Origin of the sequence: Lacinutrix himadriensis, assembly GCF_001418105.1 — a bacterium.
In the GTDB taxonomy this organism is placed as follows: Bacteria; Bacteroidota; Bacteroidia; order Flavobacteriales; family Flavobacteriaceae; genus Oceanihabitans; species Oceanihabitans himadriense.
In genome coordinates this window covers 1-18,375 of the sequence record NZ_LIQI01000032.1, presented here as the reverse complement: position 1 = coordinate 18,375, position 18,375 = coordinate 1, and the positions used below count along the sequence as shown (strand labels likewise).

The following is an 18,375-nucleotide window of genomic DNA, read 5'->3' as shown; positions in this document are numbered from 1 at the left end:
AAACATGGCAACAGTAAATAAAAATTTATCCGATTACGATAAAAACACAATCCCAAACGCGAAAGATTTTCGGTTTGGGATTGTTGTTTCAGAATGGAACGATAACATCACCGAAGGATTATACAAAGGTGCTTTTGATACGCTAATTGAAAATGGTGTAACCGAAGAAAACATACTACGTTGGAATGTTCCTGGTAGTTATGAACTTATATTTGGTGCAAAAAAAATGCAACAGTATAATGTAGATGCTGTAATTACTATTGGTAGTGTCATTCAAGGAGAAACCAAACATTTCGATTTTGTTTGTGAAGCGGTTTCTCAAGGTATCAAAGACTTAAATGTGATTCATGATGTTCCTGTAATTTTCTGCGTACTTACAGATATGAATATGCAACAAGGTATTGATCGTTCTGGTGGAATTCATGGGAATAAAGGTACCGAAGCTGCTGTAGCTGCAATTAAAATGGCTGCTTTAAATAATCTGTAGTCACTTATCAGTCAAAGTATTTAGTCACAGTCGCAGTGTTCCGTCTTTGTTTTAACAGGTAAAGAAAGCATTTCGTTTCTTTGCATCTTCGTGACTTTGTGAGAAAATAGTGTGTTTCATCATCTTTCCGCTGTCATCCTACACGTTTGTTAACAATTTTTAGCATTTACAAACCCATTTTTCCTTGTAAATTAAGTAAATTTGAAGGTAACGTATACTTTTAATTTTACAGTGAATTTATTTAATCAACGCAGAAACAAATCGTTTAGTTATACTCCTAAGCACCAAAGAGAGCAGGACAAAACTCAAAAAGAAGAGCTAACTTCCCAATGGGACGGAATTCGTAGAACCTCTAAACGAAAAGGAAGTTTTCTATCTAGCTTGACCATTATGGTGTTATTCTTGATAGCTGTATTGGTGTTATTATACATTTTAGGTAGTTACTAATAAAGCAAAGATTATGGGAATTTTTAAAACAAAACAAAACAGAAAGTTTGATTATACACCTCAATACTTTAAAGGGGAAGGAAATCCGTATGAAATCAAGCATAAATTTGATGACCAACGACAAACGGTTGGTAGTCAAGGAGGAATAAAAACAAAGCTAATTTCTGCGCTTAACGACTATAAAAACAACGAAGATAAAACAGCAAATAAACGCGTTTTAATTATTCTTGCAATACTCATATTTGTATTTTTGTTTATTATAGATTTCGATTTATCTATATTCTTTTCAAAATAATTTATGGCAGACATTATTCAACTTTTACCAGACCATGTTGCTAACCAGATTGCAGCTGGTGAAGTAGTACAACGACCTGCTTCTGTAGTAAAAGAATTACTAGAAAATGCTATTGATGCAGATGCAACCAGCATTAAATTAATAGTAAAAGAAGCTGGTAAAACCTTAATTCAGATTATTGACGACGGTAAAGGAATGAGCACAACAGATGCTCGTTTAAGTTTTGAGCGTCATGCAACTTCTAAAATTAGAACCGCAGATGATCTTTTTAAATTAAACACCAAAGGTTTTCGCGGAGAAGCTTTAGCAAGTATTGCGGCTATTGCGCACGTAGAATTAAAAACCAAGCAAGAAGATGAAGAGGTTGGTACCAGTATCATTATTGAAGGTAGTGAAATTGTAGAACAAGAAGTAATTGTTACGCCAAAAGGAACTTCTATTGCCGTTAAAAATCTGTTTTTTAATATTCCTGCAAGACGCAACTTTTTAAAGTCGAATACCGTAGAATTACGTCATATTATTGATGAATTTCATAGGGTTACTTTGGCACATCCAAATATTACATTCGCCATGTATCATAACGGTTCTGAAGTTTTTCAACTCCCAGAAAGTAATTATAGACAGCGTATTGTAAACCTTTTCGGAACAAAAACCAATGAGAAATTAGTTCCTGTTGAAGAAGATACCGAAGTATTGAAGATTTCCGGATTTGTAGGAAAACCAGAATATGCTAAAAAATCTAGAGGCGAACAGTTCTTTTTTGTAAACGATAGATTTATAAAAAGCGCCTATTTAAATCACGCAATAGCTTCGGCGTTTGAAGGTTTATTAAAAGATGGCGCGCATGCAAGTTATTTTTTAAACTTGCAGGTAAATCCGCAAACCATAGATATCAATATACATCCAACAAAAACAGAAATTAAGTTTGATGATGAGCATACTTTATATGCCATTTTACGTTCTGCGGTGAAACATAGTTTAGGGCAATTTAATATCGCTCCTGTTTTAGATTTTGATAGGGATGCTAATTTAGATACCCCTTACGGATTTAAAAATAAAGGAGGAAGTACGCCAACCATAGAGGTGGATCGTAGTTTTAATCCTTTTCAAGAAGAAAGAACTCCTGTTGCTAAACCACAAGTTTCCTATAAAAAGGAAGTTGCAGGTAGTTGGGAAGGTTTATATGTTGGATTAGAATCTAAAAGTACCAAGACACAACAAGATTTTAGCGAAGTTCATTTTGAAAGTGATGAGCAAACGGCTTCTATGTTTACTAATGAAAACGAAGTAGAACAACAGCAATCTACCTACCAATTAAACAATAAATATATTATTAGTAAGGTAAAGTCAGGGATGCTACTAATAGATCAGCATAGAGCGCATCAACGTGTTTTATATGAAGATTTCCTTAAAAACTTGACCGTAAAAGAAGCGATGAGTCAGCAATTATTATTCCCTTTACAATTGCATTTTTCATCCCAAGAAATTACAATTATCAATCAAGTAAAAGAAGATTTAGAGCATACCGGATTTATGTTTGCTTCTATAAATGAAGATAGCTTAGAAATTACAGGAGTTCCTGTAAGCGTTCCCGAAAGTGAGGTTTCTATCATTTTAGAACAACTTATTAGCGATGTAGAAAACGAAGTACCAGACAGTAATTTTAGTGCTACCGATTTACTAGCAAAATCGATGTCTAAAAGTTTGGCTATTAAAACCGGGCAAAGCTTAAGTTTACAAGAGCAAGAGCATTTGGTTAATAAACTTTTTGCATGTAAGGAACCTAATGTTTCTGCAATGAATAGGCCAACTTTTGTTACCATGACCATGGACGAGTTGGATAGAAAATTTTTATAGATTACAAAACAATAAAAGGATTCCCTTTTTCAAGGGAATGAAAAAATTAATATGAATAGAATAACAGACACAGTAAAACATTTAATAATCATAAACGTGCTTATGTTTATTGGTACTTTATTTGTTGGAGGCGGACAATTGTTTTATGAGTGGTTTGCTTTATATTTCCCTAAAAACGAAGCATTTCAACCTTGGCAAATAATAACACACATGTTTATGCATGGAGGAGCAGATTTGCAAAAACTTAGCTTAATGCATTTAGGTTTTAATATGTTTGCTTTATGGATGTTTGGTTCACCAGTAGAACAGGTTTTAGGAAGTAAGAAATTTTTGTTTGTCTATATCTCGGCAGGATTAGGAGCGGTATTGTTCAGCTAGGGTATTACTATTTTAGCTATATTCCATTATATGATGAATTGATTAGCTCTGGATTAACGAATGATCAGTTAGTTCATATGTTTACTTCTAACGAAACTATTTCTGGAATTACCGATGCACAACTAATAAACTTAAAAGCAGCTTTTCCTATTTATAACGCTTCCATGGTTGGAGCATCTGGTTGTATTATGGGGATTTTAGCGGCTTTTGGAATGATGAACCCAGAAGCAAAACTAATGATGATCTTCTTGCCAATTCCTATAAAAGCAAAGTACTTTATTCCGGGAATTATACTATTAGATGTTATCTCTGCAGTTTCAGGGCAATCGTTCTTTAGTCCAAGTAACACCGCATATATGGCGCATGTTGGAGGAGCAATTACAGGATTTTTAATTATGTGGTATTGGAAAAAAAATCAGTTTAATAAAAACCGTTGGGATTAATGACAAATCTAAATCAAGATATTAAACAAAAACTAGCACAGCTTAATGTGTTTGAAAAGCTTATTGCGGTTAACGTTCTTGTTTTTATATTAGCACAAGTTTTAAGATTTGTTTTAAAGACAGGATCTAGTATGTCTTGGTTCGAGCTGCCTAGCGATTTTTTTGATTTTCTAAAACAACCATGGAGTATTATTACTTATGCCTTTGTGCATTATGATTTTATTCACATGCTGTTTAATATGCTTTGGTTATATTTTATTGGTAGAATGTTTATTAATTTATTTAATACCAAACTTGCTTTAAACGTATATTTTCTTGGTGCTATTTCTGGGGCTTTATTGTTTTTATTAGCCTATGCATTACTACCAACTGTTTTTAGTTCTGGTCACCGATTAGTTGGCGCTTCTGGAGCAGTTAGGGCTTTACTTATTTTTATGTGTGCATATATGCCTAACATGGATTTACGCGTTTTTACTTTTAATATCAAACTGAAACACGTCGGTATTGCCATTGTTGTTCTAGATTTTGTAGGTCTTTTTGGAGGCAATGCAGGAGGGAATCTTGCACATTTTGGAGGTACTATTCTTGGTTATTTTTATGCAACACAATTAACCAAAGGAAAAGATATTGGTAAAGGTTTTGAAGGTTTTATGGAAGTATTACAAACCTTTTTAAAAAGAACCCATCTAGACTAAAAACCGTACATAAAAAGAAAGGTAAAGTTGCTGGTTATACTAAAGATGAGTTTAAAGAGTTTAACAACCAAAAGCAAATTGATATTATTCTAGATAAAATAAGTAAAAGTGGTTACGAAAGTTTAACCAAAGAAGAAAAAGAATTATTGTTTAGAGCTGGGAAATAGTGATCAGTATTCAATCATCAGTAAGTAGTTAACGGACTTATAGCGTCCACTAAAACACATGAAAAAATTAAATTTTTTAAATAAAATAGTATTCTTCTTCAACTCTGTTGGGGCTACGCTTTTATTGCTTTCTTATGTGTTGCCTTTTGTGGCTCCAAAAACATTTTCCATTTTATCGGTTTTAAGTTTAGGGGTTCCGTTTTTAATTATAGTTAACGTTTTGTTTTTTCTGTATTGGTTACTAAAAATCAAAAAACAGTTCTTTTTATCTTTTGTAGTTTTAGTAATAGGTTATTTGTCGTTTGGATCTTTGTATAAGTTTTCGAATACAAATGAAGTAAACAAAGAGAATAGCCTTACTGTCATGAATTATAATGTGCGTCTTTTTAATTTATATGATTGGATTGAAGAAGCAAATACAGATGTAAAACTGATTGATTTTATTAAGGAAAAAGCACCAGATGTAGTTAATTTTCAAGAATACCATCCTAATGAAAATATAGATTTATCTTTTTTTAAATATAAATTTGAAAAGCTAACGGGTAATAAAATTAAATTCGGACAAGCTATTTTTTCACAATATCCCATAATAAATTCTGGTTCTGTTGGATTTCCTAATACTTCAAATAATGCCATTTTTGTGGATATTGTGAAGGAAAGAGATACCATTCGCGTGTATAATGTACACTTACAGTCTCTAAAATTAGATACTAAAGTTAAAGTAGAAGCTATTTCACAAGAGGATTCGGAACGTTTGGTGAAACGAATTGGTAAGTCATTTGAAATGCAACAAGCACAAACCGAATTGTTTTTAAAACACAAAAATGCATGTAAGTACAAGGTGATTATTAGTGGCGATTTTAATAACACCGCATTTTCTTATGTGTATAAAGAAATGAAGGAAGGCTTACAAGATGCTTTTAAAGTTGCAGGAAATGGTTTTGGTAGAACGTATGATTTTAAATTCTTTCCTACGCGTATCGATTTTATTTTAGTAGATGATGACTTTGTTGTAGATGCTTTTAAAACCTATGATGCGCATTATTCCGATCACTTTCCGGTAATGGCTAGATTGTCGTTATTGGATTAACCTTTATTCCTGCGAAATCGAAGATTCACGATTTCAATATTAAAAAAAAGAATTAATGAGTAATGCAGGAATCTGTTTATTAGTAAATGAAAAGTTTTTGGTCATATAGCAGTGATTCCTTTTTCAAAGGAATGTATTACATAAAAGAACAGTCTACATAATCTGCAAGGATATGAATACATAAGCCTAATCCTATTAATCTCGTTTTTTTAGGAAGTAATAATAACACATAAACTACCATTGCGTAATACGTGTGTAAAGGGTGAAAGTTGATGCTGCATCTATTGGCTTCAAAAATAGGTGTTGCTAGTAAATGATCTACATCTATTAGTATTCCGGCAGCCATAATTAGATAAGCTACTTTCCAATTGCTTTTAAAAAAGACTAGGGCAACTAATAATGGAAAGCCAAAGTGAATGCCATAATGTAGAATAGATTGTAGCATTATAAGTGTTTAAACTGATTTTCTAAATAGCTTAAAGCATTCGGACCTTCATTAAAGAGCAAGTCTAAGATGCTTAAATTGCCAATAAAACCATGTTTTTCTCCAAATACTTGTGTGTAATTATCAAAGTTGAAATTGGGTTCTTTTCTGGAGTTTGCTAAATATCTAAAGTCTGATTTGTCGGTGGTTTCTTTTTGAAAGCTTTCGGTTTCCGAGGTAGTTAAATCTAATTGAAGGCAATCTAAAATAGTTTCAAAACACTTTAAATTAAAGGCTAAAAGATTTACTGCTTCCTCTGTAAATAGCGGTAAAAGCTCATCTTCATAAAATTCAAAAAAAGGAGAAGTCTTGTATGCAGATTCCAAAGATTTCCAATGCAGCATTTGCCACTTTTCGGTATTATGAATGTTTATATTACGATACTGTTGTCTTTCCTTTTGCGAATAAACAACAGGTACACTTAATTGTAATTTACCATTTGCACCATATATAAAAGTTCTATTTCTATAGGTTTGCTTTTGGTAATTATCATGCATCTCCAACACAACTTCACCTGCTTTAAGCATGGCAGCAAAGTGCGCTACGTTTGGGAAGTATGTTGGATGAATAAGAATGTTCAGTTAACAATTAACTATTCGCTTCTTTTCTTTTTTTCCATTTTCCATATCCAAACCATCCAAGTAGTAAAATGATAAACGGAATTAAATAAGAAACGCGTTCTCCGCTTCCGCCAACAGTAGTAAATAAACGATCCCAACGGATTTTGTTTTTTAAGCCAATACCATCACTATCTACACTAAACCAAATAAAGACAGGCTTACCAACAACGTGATCAAATGGCACAAATCCCCAAGTTCTTGAATCTTGAGAGTCATGTCTGTTATCTCCCATTAACCAATAGTAATCTTGCTTAAAGGTATAGCTTGTAGCAAGCGCTCCATTAACAAAGATCTGATTTCCTTTAACTTGTAGTGTATTGTTTTCGTATTCGGTAATGATACGTTTATAAAGCGGTAAAACGTTTAAATTTAAATCTACAGTTTTTCCTTCTTCAGGGATATATAAATCTCCAAAATAATCGTTATTCCAGTTATAGTTTGGATCATGAGGGAAAATTCCTGAATTTCGTTTTCCTTCTTCTTCTTTTACAGGAATAATTTGATCTACTTTCGGGTTGTTTTTAAATTTCTCTAAATCCCCTTTATAAATTCCCATAAATTTATATACATCTTGATCTACTTTTCCAACTCTATTAGGGTTCATGCCATATCTGTCATGAAGGTATTGTAAGTTAAAATCTTGATTATTTTTTGTTTTTACTAAATAAGAGAACTGCAATTTAGCTCTATCTGGTAATTCGTTTTGTTTTCCGTTTATAAACACATAACCATCACGAACAGATAAAGAATCTCCAGGTAAACCAACACAACGTTTTACATAGTTTGTTTTCTTGTCAATTGGTTTGTTATAGTTTCTGTCTGGTCTTGGTACAGACATGCTATAAGACGTATCTATTGGCCAGTTAAAAACTACAATATCATTACGCTTTATCTTTTGCAATCCTGGGATTCGCATATAAGGTAAAGACAGTTTGTTGATCCAAGAAGTATTTTTTTCTTCTAAGACATCATCATATAAATACGATTTCTTTTTAATAAAAGGAATCGTATCATGAACCATTGGCGCAGCAATGGTTGTCATTGGTACTCTTGCTCCGTAGTGAAACTTACTCACAAATAGAAAATCACCAACGAGTAACGATTTCTCTAAAGAAGAAGTTGGAATAGTATACGGTTGCATTACATACGTATGCACAATGGTTGCAGCTACAATAGCAAATAAAATAGAACTTACCCAATCTCCAGATCCAGATTTTGGATGTAAACTTCTATCTTTTACATGTTCTACATCGGTGAAGTAATTAAGGTAATAACTATAAAAGCCTAAGGTTATTATAGCTAAGAAAGTATCTAAAGGTTGATTTTTACCAAAACTTCTAGCGGTTTCTACCCAAATTACAGGAAACATGATAAGATTAACAATTGGCAAAAACAGCAGAATAGTATAATACCAAGGTCTGTTAATAATTTTCATTAGAACCACAGCATTGTAGACTGGTATAAATGCTTCCCAAGCTTGTCTTCCAGCTTTTACATATAGTTTCCAAGTTCCTAATCCGTGAATTACTTGAATACTAACGAAAAAGATAAATAATTGCGTAAATGTCATAATTTGTATACTAATAATTGTCTCCAGACAATTGTTTAATTTATGTTAGTGATGTAAGCGTTTTATACGTTACAAATATATTACTAGTTAACTAATGTTTAACACATCTTTCATAGTAAATACACCTGTTTTTCCATAAAGCCATTCTGCGGCTACAACAGCACCAAGCGCAAAGCCTTGTCTGTTATGTGCGGTATGCGTAATATCTATAGTGTCTACATCGCTTTTGTAACTAATAGTGTGTGTACCAGGAACGTCTTCAATTCTCTTCGCAGTAATTGGTAAAGCGGCTTCTGTTTCTGTATCCAAACTCCAAGAAGTATAATTCGTGTTTTCTTTTATAATAGCATCTGCAAGCGTAATTGCCGTTCCGCTAGGAGCATCTAGTTTTTGGGTATGGTGAATTTCTTCCATAGATACTTTATAGTCTTTTAAAGTATTCATCATTTTTGCTAAATAGCTATTTAGCTCAAAAAAAATATTTACACCTAAACTAAAGTTGGAAGCATAAATAAATGCGCCTTTTTTTTCTTCGCATAAAGAAACAGCTTTATCATAATCTTCAAGCCAGCCTGTAGTTCCAGAAATAACAGGAATGTTTTTATTAAAACAATTAGAAATATTTTTAAAAGCGGCAGAAGGTATACTAAAATCTATAGCTACATCGGCATCTGTAATATCATAATTGTCATCCATTGCTTTTGTAACAATAGTATGACCACGTTGTAATGCTATTTGTTCAATGGTTTTACCCATTTTTCCGTAGCCAAGAAGTGCAATTTTCATTGAAAAAGTATTTTTTTTATTCCCTAGCAGAAGGGAATCTGTATAATATTTGTTTCCGAGTCATCGAAAATCGTATTAATATTTTTTAAAATTTAAAATTTACAGAGAGACCAACATCACCTGTATTATCAAATTCGTTAATTTTATAATGCGGCATAAAAGTCAGGTTTTCATCTACATTAAATTGCAGTAAATGCGCATCTACATTGGCCCAAACGATATTTAGAATGTAAATTCCAGCAGTAACTAAAAGGGATAACTCTTTGTTTCTTCGAAGTGTTTTTTGTGCTTCTTCTAAACCATCATCGGTTATGGCTCCATAAAACTCATCATCTGTAAAGCCAGCTAATCTACGTTTGTAGGCATCGCGATATCGATTGTATTCTTTATGGTTGTCTAAATAAAAATAGACTCCAGCACCAAGTCCTACGTAAATAACAGGGACCTTCCAATATTGTTTTAGGTGAATATGTCCTAAACCCGGTAAAACAGCAGAGTAAAAAGCAGCTCGAGCAGGAGTTAAAGGATCTATTGGTTCTCTAGTGCTAATTTCGCCATCGATAACAATACCTTGATCCGCGAGTTGTTTTTTTTCTTTTTTTAACGCTTTGTTTTCTTCTTCTTTAGATTCCTTTTCTTGGGCTAAAGCCGAAAAACTAAAACAAATGCTAAATATTATTAATATGAAAAGTTTATTTTTCACTTTGTACTAACTTTTTAATTCTATTAAAATCTTCTTCAGAATGAAATGGAATCGTAATTCTTCCTTTCCCATTACTAGAAACTTTAACGTCTATTTTATGACCAAAGTATTCTGAAAAATCTTTCATACCTTTTTTAACAAACTTTGGCAATTCTTCTTTTACTTTTGGTGGTACACTTACTTCTTGTGTCTCGTTATAGGTTCTTACTAACGTTTCTGTATCTCTAACAGAAAGTTTGTTTTGTAGTATTTTTTCGTAGATATCTAACTGAATCGATTGGTCTTCAATATTAATAATTGCACGACCATGACCCATAGAGATAAAACCATCTCGCATTCCGGTTTGAATGATAGGATCTAGTTTTAACAATCGTAAATAGTTAGCAATAGTAGAACGTTTTTTACCAACACGTTCACTCATTTGCTCTTGGGTTAATTGAATTTCATCAATTAAACGTTGGTAGGATAATGCAATTTCTATAGGATCTAAATCTTGACGTTGAATGTTCTCCACCAAAGCCATTTCTAGACTTTCTTGGTCGTTTGCAATACGAATGTATGCAGGAACAGACGCTAAACCAATAAGTTTACTTGCGCGAAAACGACGCTCTCCAGAAACCAGTTGGTATTTGTTAAATGCTAATTTTCTAACCGTAATTGGTTGTATAACACCAAGTTCTTTAATGGAGGAAGCTAATTCGCGAAGCGATTCTTCATTAAAATTGGTACGTGGTTGAAACGGATTCATTTCAATTAAATCCAGTTCTAACTCGACAATATTACCTATTACTTTATCTGCATTTTTGTCTTCTGCATTTTGTATATCGTTGCTTGGGTCTTTTAAAAGAGCAGAAAGTCCTCTACCTAAAGCTTGTTTTTTGGTTGCCTTCGCCATAATCTAGGAGTTTTTTGTAATCACTTCTTTAGCCAAACTTAAATAATTAGATGCACCTTTACTAGCCGCATCATAATTAATTATGCTTTCACCATAACTTGGTGCTTCACTTAAACGTACGTTACGTTGTATAATGGTTGTAAAAACCATATCGTTAAAATGTTTTTGTACTTCTTCTACCACTTGGTTAGATAAACGTAAACGCGAATCGTACATAGTAAGCAGTAAACCTTCAATATCTAATTCCGGATTGTGAATTTTTTGAACACTTTTTATGGTGTTTAATAATTTACCTAAACCTTCTAAAGCAAAATATTCACATTGTATAGGAATAATTACCGCATCTGCTGCAGTTAATGCATTTAGTGTTAATAAACCAAGAGAAGGAGCACAGTCAATGATAATAAAATCATAATCTTCTTTTACTTCTTGTAATGCTTTTTTAAGCATATACTCTCGTGCTTCTTTATCTACAAGCTCAATTTCAATGGCTACAAGATCAATATGCGCAGGAATAATATCTAGATTCGGTGTATCTGTTTTAACAATAGCTTGTTTAGCTGTGTTTGTATGTTCTAAAAGTTGGTAGGTACCAATTTCTACTTCTTCTACATTAATACCTAACCCAGATGTTGCATTGGCTTGTGGATCTGCATCAATTAAAAGTACTTTTTTTTCAAGTACACCAAGTGAAGCAGCTAAATTTATTGAAGTTGTAGTTTTGCCAACACCACCTTTTTGATTAGCAATTGCTATAATTTTACCCATTAATTTCATTTGATTTTAGGAACAACCAAAAATACGATTATTTATGGGTTTATAAAATGGAAGTTGTTAACAGTTGGTTAAAAGAAAGGATTAATTTCTATATATAGCATAAGTGTAGTGCTTTGAATGCTATTCCATTTCTTTTTTTTAAAATTTCGAGCGATAAATCTTACGTACAATTACTATTTTATTCATGATTTTGTGAAATTTAGTGACTGATTCACAGAAGTTTAAGGGCTTTTTTTTATCTTTAATATCTATTAATCAATTTCTTAATCATGAAAAAAAATAATATTATTTTTCAAAAGACCTTAATTGTAATCCTACTATTCGCATTTTCTGTAACCGTGCAATCACAAATAAAAAAGACGGCAAGCGTGGAAGGAATTACAGAATATATGCTAGACAACGGCTTAAAGGTGCTGTTGTTTCCAGATAATTCTGCACAAACCATTACGGTAAATATTACTTACAAAGTGGGTTCACGTCATGAAGGCTATGGGGAAAAAGGAATGGCGCATTTATTAGAACATATGGTGTTTAAGGGCACGCCAAACCATCCAAATATTCCGGAAGAATTAACTTCCCATGGTGCACGACCAAACGGAACTACATGGTATGATCGTACCAATTACTTTGAAACATTTAATGCAACCGAAGAAAATCTAGATTGGGCTTTAGATTTAGAATCGGATAGAATGTTGAATTCCTTTATAGCAGAAAAGGATTTGAAGTCGGAATTTTCAGTAGTACGAAATGAATTTGAAATGGGAGAAAATTCACCATCCAGAGTACTTTTAGACAATGTAAGTAATGCTGCATTTTTATGGCATAATTACGGAAAAACTACCATAGGAAATCGATCGGATATAGAACGTGTGCCAATTGAAAATTTAAAAGCATTTTATAAAAAATATTATCGTCCAGATAATGCAGTTTTAATGGTAACCGGAAAGTTTGAAGAAGCAGACATGTTGACTAAAGTGGTAAAAAAGTTTGGCGTTCTTAAAAATCCGGGAGCACCTTTAAAAGACGTACCAACCATTGAGCCTGCACAAGATGGAGAAAAAAGAGTAACGCTTAGTCGCGTTGGCGATTTACAAATAGTTTCTGCATTGTATCATGTTCCAGCAGGATCACATGAAGATGCGGCTGCGATGGCAGTTGCAGAGTTAATACTTACCGATTCTCCTTCTGGAAGATTATATAAAGCATTAATAAATGAAAAAAAAGCATCTAGCATTTGGTCTTTTACTCCTTTTACCAAAGAACCAGGTTTTATGTATATCAATGTGGATGTACCTTCTGATAAATCCTTATCGGAAGCAGAATCGACCTTATTATCTTTATTAGATGACTTAGGAAACAATCCGGTTACCGAAGAAGAAGTGAATCGCGGAAAAGGAAAATTTTTAAAGGAAGCAGATGCGATTTTTAGAAATTCTTCCCGATTAGGAACTTTTATGAGCGAATTTATTGGAGCAGGAGACTGGCGTTTAGCGTTTATCTTTCGCGATCGTGTAGAAAATATGACAGCAGATAAAGTGAATGCTGCAATACAACGCTATTTAATCAATACCAATAGAACGGTTGGACTTTTTATTCCAGAGAAAAAACCAATGCGCGTAGAAATAGAACATACCGAAGGTCTTACCGATTTAGTAACCAACTATAAAGGAAAAGAAGGACTGGGAGCAGGGGATACTTTTGATGTTTCTTTTGAGAATATTCAAAACACATTGAACTCCGGAAATTTAACTAAAAGCCCAATAGAATACGGATTTATTAAAAAGAATAATCGTGGTAAAACAGTAAACGTTTCCTTTACAAGTAGAACAGGGAATGAGTCTCAGCTAATGAATAAAGGGCTTGCAGCAAGTTATACCGCAAAAATGTTGAATAAAGGAACTAAAAGTAAATCAAGACAAGATATTGAAGATAAATTAAGTGCGATTAAATCCTCGGTTAGTTTTGGAGGTTCTAATGGTAGAATAACAGCAAATGTTAATAGTACCGAAGAACATCTTACCGAAGCTTTATCCTTAATGGCAGATATGCTTAAGAATCCATTGTTTGATGCTACCGAATTGGATAAACTAAAAACGGAAGCTTTGGCTGGTATTGAGCAAAACAAAACAGATCCTCAGTTTTTAGCGATTAGAGAAATGGGATTATTAAATCAGCATTATCAAAAAGGACATCCGCTTTATAGTATGACCATAGACGAAGAAATCGCTGCAATTAATGCCATTACCACTAAAGACCTTCAAGCGTATCATGATGCGTTTTATGGAATTTCAGATAATGCAACTCTAGTCGCTATTGGTAATATTGACGAAGAAGCATTAAAAGGTTATTTTGAAAAGGAGTTTGGAGATTTTAAATCCGATTTAGCGTATACCGCAATTAGTGATCCTTATCAAGATAATAAAGCTGTAAATCAAAAAATTAAAACACCAGATAAAAAGAATGCTATTTCTTTCGGAATATTACCAATCGCAACTAGTAAATATGATGAAGATTATGCAGCGCTTCAAATGGCTGGTGAAATTTTAGGAGGTGGTTTTATAAGTTCTAGAATAGCAAATCGTTTACGTCAACAAGATGGTGTAAGTTACGGTGCTGGAGGAAGAGTTAATGTCGATAATAATAAAACGGACAACAATTCTGCAGCTATGGTTTACGCTATTTATGCACCAGAAAATGCAGAAAAAGTACAACTTGGTTTTACCGAAGAAATTGCTCGTTTTATTAAAGATGGTATTACCAAAGAAGAACTAAAAACAGCTGTGGATGGTTGGGTACAAGAACAAAGTGTATCTAGAGCAAAAGATGGTGAGTTGTCTAGAGTTATTAATGATAATATGTATTATGATAGAGATTTAAATTTTCAAAAAGACATTGAAGCCAAAGTAAGTAGTCTTACTGTGGAAGATGTGAATAAAGCGATTAAAAAACATTTTAAAAATTTTGAAGAATGGACCGTTGTAAATGCGGGAGATTTTGAAAGTTTTGAAATTAAAAAAGAGGATAAAAAAGTAGATTAATTTAAGAAGCTTTAATAACATAAAACTTGCCAACTAGTAATTATTCTAGTTGGCAAGTTTTATTTGTCTACATATTTTAAATCAAAAATATTTTATTGTTTATGAGTTAATTCCACGGAAGTTTTACCTATTAAGGAAAAGGATTTGTTATAGTTTTAGTCGTTTTAGTAACCTTTTTCACAGGCTAATATCCATTGTTTTTGAGTTAAAAAAGAATATAAAAAGTATGGTTTCAGTGATGTGCTATCCATCGATTTCTAAATTGTTATATACACATGCTGTGCGTCTTATTCATCTTGTTTTAAAGGGACGCTTGGAAGAGAGGTGAGGAAGCAATAAATTATATACGCTAATATAAATGTTTACGTTAGCAATGTGGATGAAGCTTATTTTAAGTTATTTGTTTTGTGTGAAATACTAGTATTACTAGGTCATAAATAATGTTAAAGTAAATAAGTTGTTCTATAATTTTATTAAATTTATGGTTTTTAACAAATAAAAAATTGATGATTAATCAAGTGCAGAAACGCCGGTTTTTGTATGATACAATTCATTATATTAAAAATAGAGACCCATTCCTATGAATAGAATTAAATACCCAGCTTATTTAGATAAAATTTTAACACCAAAAGTAGCTGCCATGATTATTAAAAATCATGACGTTCTTGGTGTTAGTGGCTTTACTAAAGCTGGTGATAGTAAATCTGTTTTACCTATGGTAGCAGATAGAGCATTGCATGAAGATATTAAAGTTACCGTTTTAAGTGGTGCATCATTAGGATATGATACAGATGCTGATTTAGCAAAAAATGGAGCATTATATAAAAGGATGCCTTTTCAAGCAGATCCCACTTTAAGAAAAAGTATTAATAGCCATGAAGTTTTGTATGTAGATCAGCATTTAGGTCAAACCGCAGATATGTTGCAAAAAATTGATTCTTTTAAAATTGATGTTGCAATTATAGAGGCAGTTGGTGTAACAGAAGAAGGCTATATTATTCCTACAACTTCAGTGGGTAATTCTCCTGCTTTTACTGAAAAAGCAGAGAAAATTATTATAGAAATTAATACGACATTTCCAGAAAGTCTATACGGTCTTCATGATGTTAAATTTTTAAAGAAACAACCAAACAGAGATGTGATTCCTGTATTGAAATCAGATACAAGAATTGGAGATCCATTTATTAAAATTGATCCTGAAAAAGTGGTCGCTATTGTTTATACCGAAGTGCCTGATAGTCCTGCAGTAATTTCTGCTCCAGATGAAAAAACTACTGCAATTTCTAAACATATACTTGATTTTCTAGGTAATGAGGTTGATGAAGGCAGATTAACAGAATCTTTATTGCCTTTACAAGCAGGTATTGGAAAAACTGCAAATGCTATTTTATCGGGATTTACAAATAGTAGATTTAAAGATTTAACGATGTATTCTGAAGTGCTTCAGGATAGTACTTTTGAGCTTTTTGATGCAGGAAAGTTATCTTTTGCTTCTGCTTCATCTATTACTGTTACTGAAGAATGTTCCAAAAATATTTTTAGTGATTTTGATAAGTATAAAGATAAATTGGTTTTAAGACCACAAAACATTAGTAATTCAGCTGAAGTGATTAGTCGTTTAGGAATTATTGGTATTAATACAGCTATAGAATTTGATATTTATGGTAATGTAAATTCTACGCACATTATGGGAACCAATATGATGAATGGAATTGGTGGTTCTGGCGATTTTGCTAGAAATGGTTATCTAAGTATTTTTGCTTGCCCTTCTATGTCTAAAGAAGGTAAAATTTCTCATATTGTTCCTATGGTTTCTCATACAGATCATACAGAACATGATATAGATATTTTAGTAACAGAACAAGGTTTGGCAGATATTAGAGGTTTGGCTCCAATTGAAAGAGCTAGAGTTATTATTGATAAATGTGTGCATCCTGATTATAAGGCACAATTGTTATATTATTTTGAAGAAGCGTATAAGCTTGGTGGTCAAACACCTCATATTTTACCAGAAACATTTAGCTGGCATACTAGACTTAAAACAGAAGGAAGTATGAAAATAAAAAAGGTAGTGAAATCAATTGTTTAAAGAATTAAGTTAATAGTTGTGTTTCCCTATTTTTAAATAAAAAAAGCCCAAGCATTTGCTCGGGCTTTTTAGTTATGGTATAATTTATAATTATCAGATATTATTTTTATACGGTGTTACCCAACGTTTTTATTTCTCATTATTAAATCAGCAGCTTCTACTGCTTCTTTCTGATAAGCTTTTCTATTATTCAAAATTTCATTTAATTCACTTTCAGTTTTGGATTGAAACTTTTCGACATACTTTTCCACCACACTTTTTTCTTGAGCTTGTTTTAATTCAATCGCTTCTTTAGAGTCTAATTTATTAATGTATTGAAACATTCTAAATCTGAACTTCGTATTCTTCACAATTGGTTTTTCGTGTAAAAAGTCAACCAAGAAATTTGATATGTAAAATGTGTCTCCATTATTAAATTCCAAATCCCAATAAGCTAAATCAGAATTCATCATTTTCAAACGTCTGGCATTGTCAATCCGATTTTTATAGTAAACTCCTAAATGATATATAGAAGATTTAATATTAGATATTTTATATTGTTTTTTAATTCCGTTTTCGCTAATTATTATTTCGTCAGAATCTAAATCAATATCGATTCTTGTGTTTTTGTTTTCCCTGTAATAGTTTATGAAAATGAGAAAGTTTGGTAAGTTGAAAACGAGAATTATTCCAATCATTATTTTTACGAAAAGGAAGTCCAAAACAAATGTTTCTCCGTTTTTGATGTAATGCCAAATAGGTATAATAATAATTAATCCAATTATTAGATATACATTCTCCCTTAATAGGGTTTTCAGAAGTTTATTATTTGGTTCGTAGCTTTTTTTCAAATGTTGGGTAACGTTGTTGTGTATGATTAGTGGCGTTTTTAAGCACCTAATTTAGCAAATAAAAACGGAATAGAAAATCCGTAAGGATTTCCGTAAGCAAGCTGGAACTAGCCATTAATTATAAACGTCTTAAGTTTACATTTTAAATAAAACATTAAATTAAGATATATAAATCAGAAAGAACAAAAGAGAGAAATAAGATTAGTATACACGGTGAAGCATTAGACTTCGACAACATTGATAATCCTCTCTCTTTTTCTACTAATATTTCGTTCAGTTCTGTGAGACTTTAGATCTCGATTTCAAGTTGTTGAAACATCAGTAGCTCGTTCTTTCCAAAATTCAATTCTTATGAATAAATATAGTGAAATTTTTGGATTAGACATTAGCAAAGATGTCTTTGATGTTTATGGTTCAGAGACAGGACATGACCAATTTAAAAATGATGAGAAAGGCTTTGTGAAATTCATAAAAGGCTTACCAGAAAGTGTTTTGGTGGTTATGGAGGCTACAGGTTATTATCATTACAGGTTGGCACAGTTTTTATATAAATCTGGAGTATGTGTGTCTGTTGTAAACCCTTTATCTGTAAAGCGATTTATCCAGATGAAATTAGCCAAAGTAAAGACCGATAAGAGTGATTCTAAAGCCATTTGTGAATATGGACAAATGAATGATGTTCCTCTTTACACAGCTTTAAATGAAGTTCAGAGTGAGTGCTTGC

17 protein-coding genes and 1 pseudogene are annotated in these 18,375 nt (G+C 32.3%); 10 read left to right on the top strand and 8 right to left on the bottom strand.

Annotated features, from left to right (window positions below; all coding sequences use genetic code 11):
• Positions 1 to 4 precede the first annotated feature (4 nt).
• From ribH to AMD28_RS17275, 7 genes and pseudogenes are all read left to right on the top strand, one after another.
• Positions 5 to 487 (top strand): 6,7-dimethyl-8-ribityllumazine synthase, encoded by a 483-nt coding sequence (gene ribH / locus AMD28_RS17300; RefSeq protein ID WP_055445402.1) that lies wholly within the window; start codon positions 5 to 7, stop codon positions 485 to 487.
• 460 nt (positions 488 to 947) lie between these two features.
• Complete coding sequence (locus AMD28_RS17295) at positions 948 to 1,229, top strand: hypothetical protein (protein ID WP_055445401.1); 282 nt, start codon at positions 948 to 950, stop codon at positions 1,227 to 1,229.
• Positions 1,230 to 1,232: 3 nt separating this feature from the next.
• Positions 1,233 to 3,086, top strand: coding sequence for a DNA mismatch repair endonuclease MutL (gene mutL / locus AMD28_RS17290; protein WP_055445400.1), 1,854 nt, complete (start codon positions 1,233 to 1,235; stop codon positions 3,084 to 3,086).
• Positions 3,087 to 3,137: 51 nt separating this feature from the next.
• Positions 3,138 to 3,907: pseudogene (locus tag AMD28_RS19195) on the top strand (rhomboid family intramembrane serine protease).
• Positions 3,907 to 4,602 (top strand): rhomboid family intramembrane serine protease, encoded by a 696-nt coding sequence (locus tag AMD28_RS17280; RefSeq protein ID WP_338035251.1) that lies wholly within the window; start codon positions 3,907 to 3,909, stop codon positions 4,600 to 4,602. Before AMD28_RS19195 ends, AMD28_RS17280 begins: the two are co-directional and overlap by 1 nt.
• Positions 4,566 to 4,769, top strand: a complete 204-nt coding sequence (locus AMD28_RS19125) for a DUF6576 domain-containing protein (RefSeq protein WP_338035257.1) — start codon at positions 4,566 to 4,568, stop codon at positions 4,767 to 4,769. Before AMD28_RS17280 ends, AMD28_RS19125 begins: the two co-directional genes overlap by 37 nt.
• A 58-nt stretch (positions 4,770 to 4,827) precedes the next feature.
• Positions 4,828 to 5,859 carry an endonuclease/exonuclease/phosphatase family protein gene (locus tag AMD28_RS17275; RefSeq protein ID WP_055445399.1) on the top strand — a complete coding sequence of 344 codons (1,032 nt, stop codon included), beginning with the start codon at positions 4,828 to 4,830 and terminating at the stop codon, positions 5,857 to 5,859.
• 136 nt (positions 5,860 to 5,995) lie between these two features.
• Here the strand turns inward: AMD28_RS17275 and AMD28_RS17270 are convergent, their stop codons facing one another.
• The 7 genes from AMD28_RS17270 to AMD28_RS17240 all read right to left on the bottom strand — a co-directional run bounded on the left by AMD28_RS17270 (position 5,996) and on the right by AMD28_RS17240 (position 11,685).
• Complete coding sequence (locus AMD28_RS17270; protein ID WP_055445398.1) at positions 5,996 to 6,304, bottom strand: DUF6122 family protein; 309 nt, start codon at positions 6,302 to 6,304, stop codon at positions 5,996 to 5,998.
• Complete coding sequence (locus AMD28_RS17265) at positions 6,304 to 6,912, bottom strand: WbqC family protein (protein ID WP_338035256.1); 609 nt, start codon at positions 6,910 to 6,912, stop codon at positions 6,304 to 6,306. Before AMD28_RS17265 ends, AMD28_RS17270 begins: the two co-directional genes overlap by 1 nt.
• A gap of 19 nt (positions 6,913 to 6,931) precedes the next feature.
• Positions 6,932 to 8,533, bottom strand: a complete 1,602-nt coding sequence (gene lepB / locus AMD28_RS17260) for a signal peptidase I (RefSeq protein WP_055445396.1) — start codon at positions 8,531 to 8,533, stop codon at positions 6,932 to 6,934.
• A gap of 87 nt (positions 8,534 to 8,620) precedes the next feature.
• Positions 8,621 to 9,319: a 4-hydroxy-tetrahydrodipicolinate reductase gene (gene dapB / locus AMD28_RS17255; protein ID WP_055445395.1), complete on the bottom strand. Its 699-nt coding sequence runs from the start codon at positions 9,317 to 9,319 to the stop codon at positions 8,621 to 8,623.
• A gap of 85 nt (positions 9,320 to 9,404) precedes the next feature.
• Positions 9,405 to 10,022, bottom strand: coding sequence for a DUF5683 domain-containing protein (locus tag AMD28_RS17250; protein ID WP_055445394.1), 618 nt, complete (start codon positions 10,020 to 10,022; stop codon positions 9,405 to 9,407).
• Entirely contained in the window at positions 10,012 to 10,917 is a 906-nt protein-coding gene (locus AMD28_RS17245; RefSeq protein ID WP_055445393.1) for a ParB/RepB/Spo0J family partition protein, read from the bottom strand. Before AMD28_RS17245 ends, AMD28_RS17250 begins: the two co-directional genes overlap by 11 nt.
• 3 nt (positions 10,918 to 10,920) lie before the next feature.
• Positions 10,921 to 11,685 (bottom strand): ParA family protein, encoded by a 765-nt coding sequence (locus tag AMD28_RS17240; RefSeq protein ID WP_055445392.1) that lies wholly within the window; start codon positions 11,683 to 11,685, stop codon positions 10,921 to 10,923.
• Positions 11,686 to 11,963: 278 nt separating this feature from the next.
• Here AMD28_RS17240 and AMD28_RS17235 point away from each other — a divergent pair, with 278 nt between their 5' ends.
• Both AMD28_RS17235 and AMD28_RS17230 read left to right on the top strand, forming a co-directional pair.
• Positions 11,964 to 14,732 (top strand): M16 family metallopeptidase, encoded by a 2,769-nt coding sequence (locus AMD28_RS17235; RefSeq protein ID WP_055445391.1) that lies wholly within the window; start codon positions 11,964 to 11,966, stop codon positions 14,730 to 14,732.
• A gap of 580 nt (positions 14,733 to 15,312) precedes the next feature.
• Positions 15,313 to 16,821, top strand: coding sequence for a succinate CoA transferase (locus AMD28_RS17230; protein ID WP_055445390.1), 1,509 nt, complete (start codon positions 15,313 to 15,315; stop codon positions 16,819 to 16,821).
• A gap of 116 nt (positions 16,822 to 16,937) precedes the next feature.
• On the opposite strand, the gene AMD28_RS17225 is transcribed toward AMD28_RS17230, so the two are convergent.
• On the bottom strand, positions 16,938 to 17,651 hold the full coding sequence (locus tag AMD28_RS17225; RefSeq protein ID WP_152975645.1) for a PH domain-containing protein: 714 nt from the start codon (positions 17,649 to 17,651) through the stop codon (positions 16,938 to 16,940).
• A 351-nt stretch (positions 17,652 to 18,002) separates the two neighbouring features.
• Between AMD28_RS17225 and AMD28_RS17220 the strand changes: the two genes are divergently transcribed.
• Positions 18,003 to 18,375: IS110 family transposase (locus AMD28_RS17220; RefSeq protein WP_152975609.1), on the top strand; the 373-nt coding region annotated here is incomplete at its 3' end.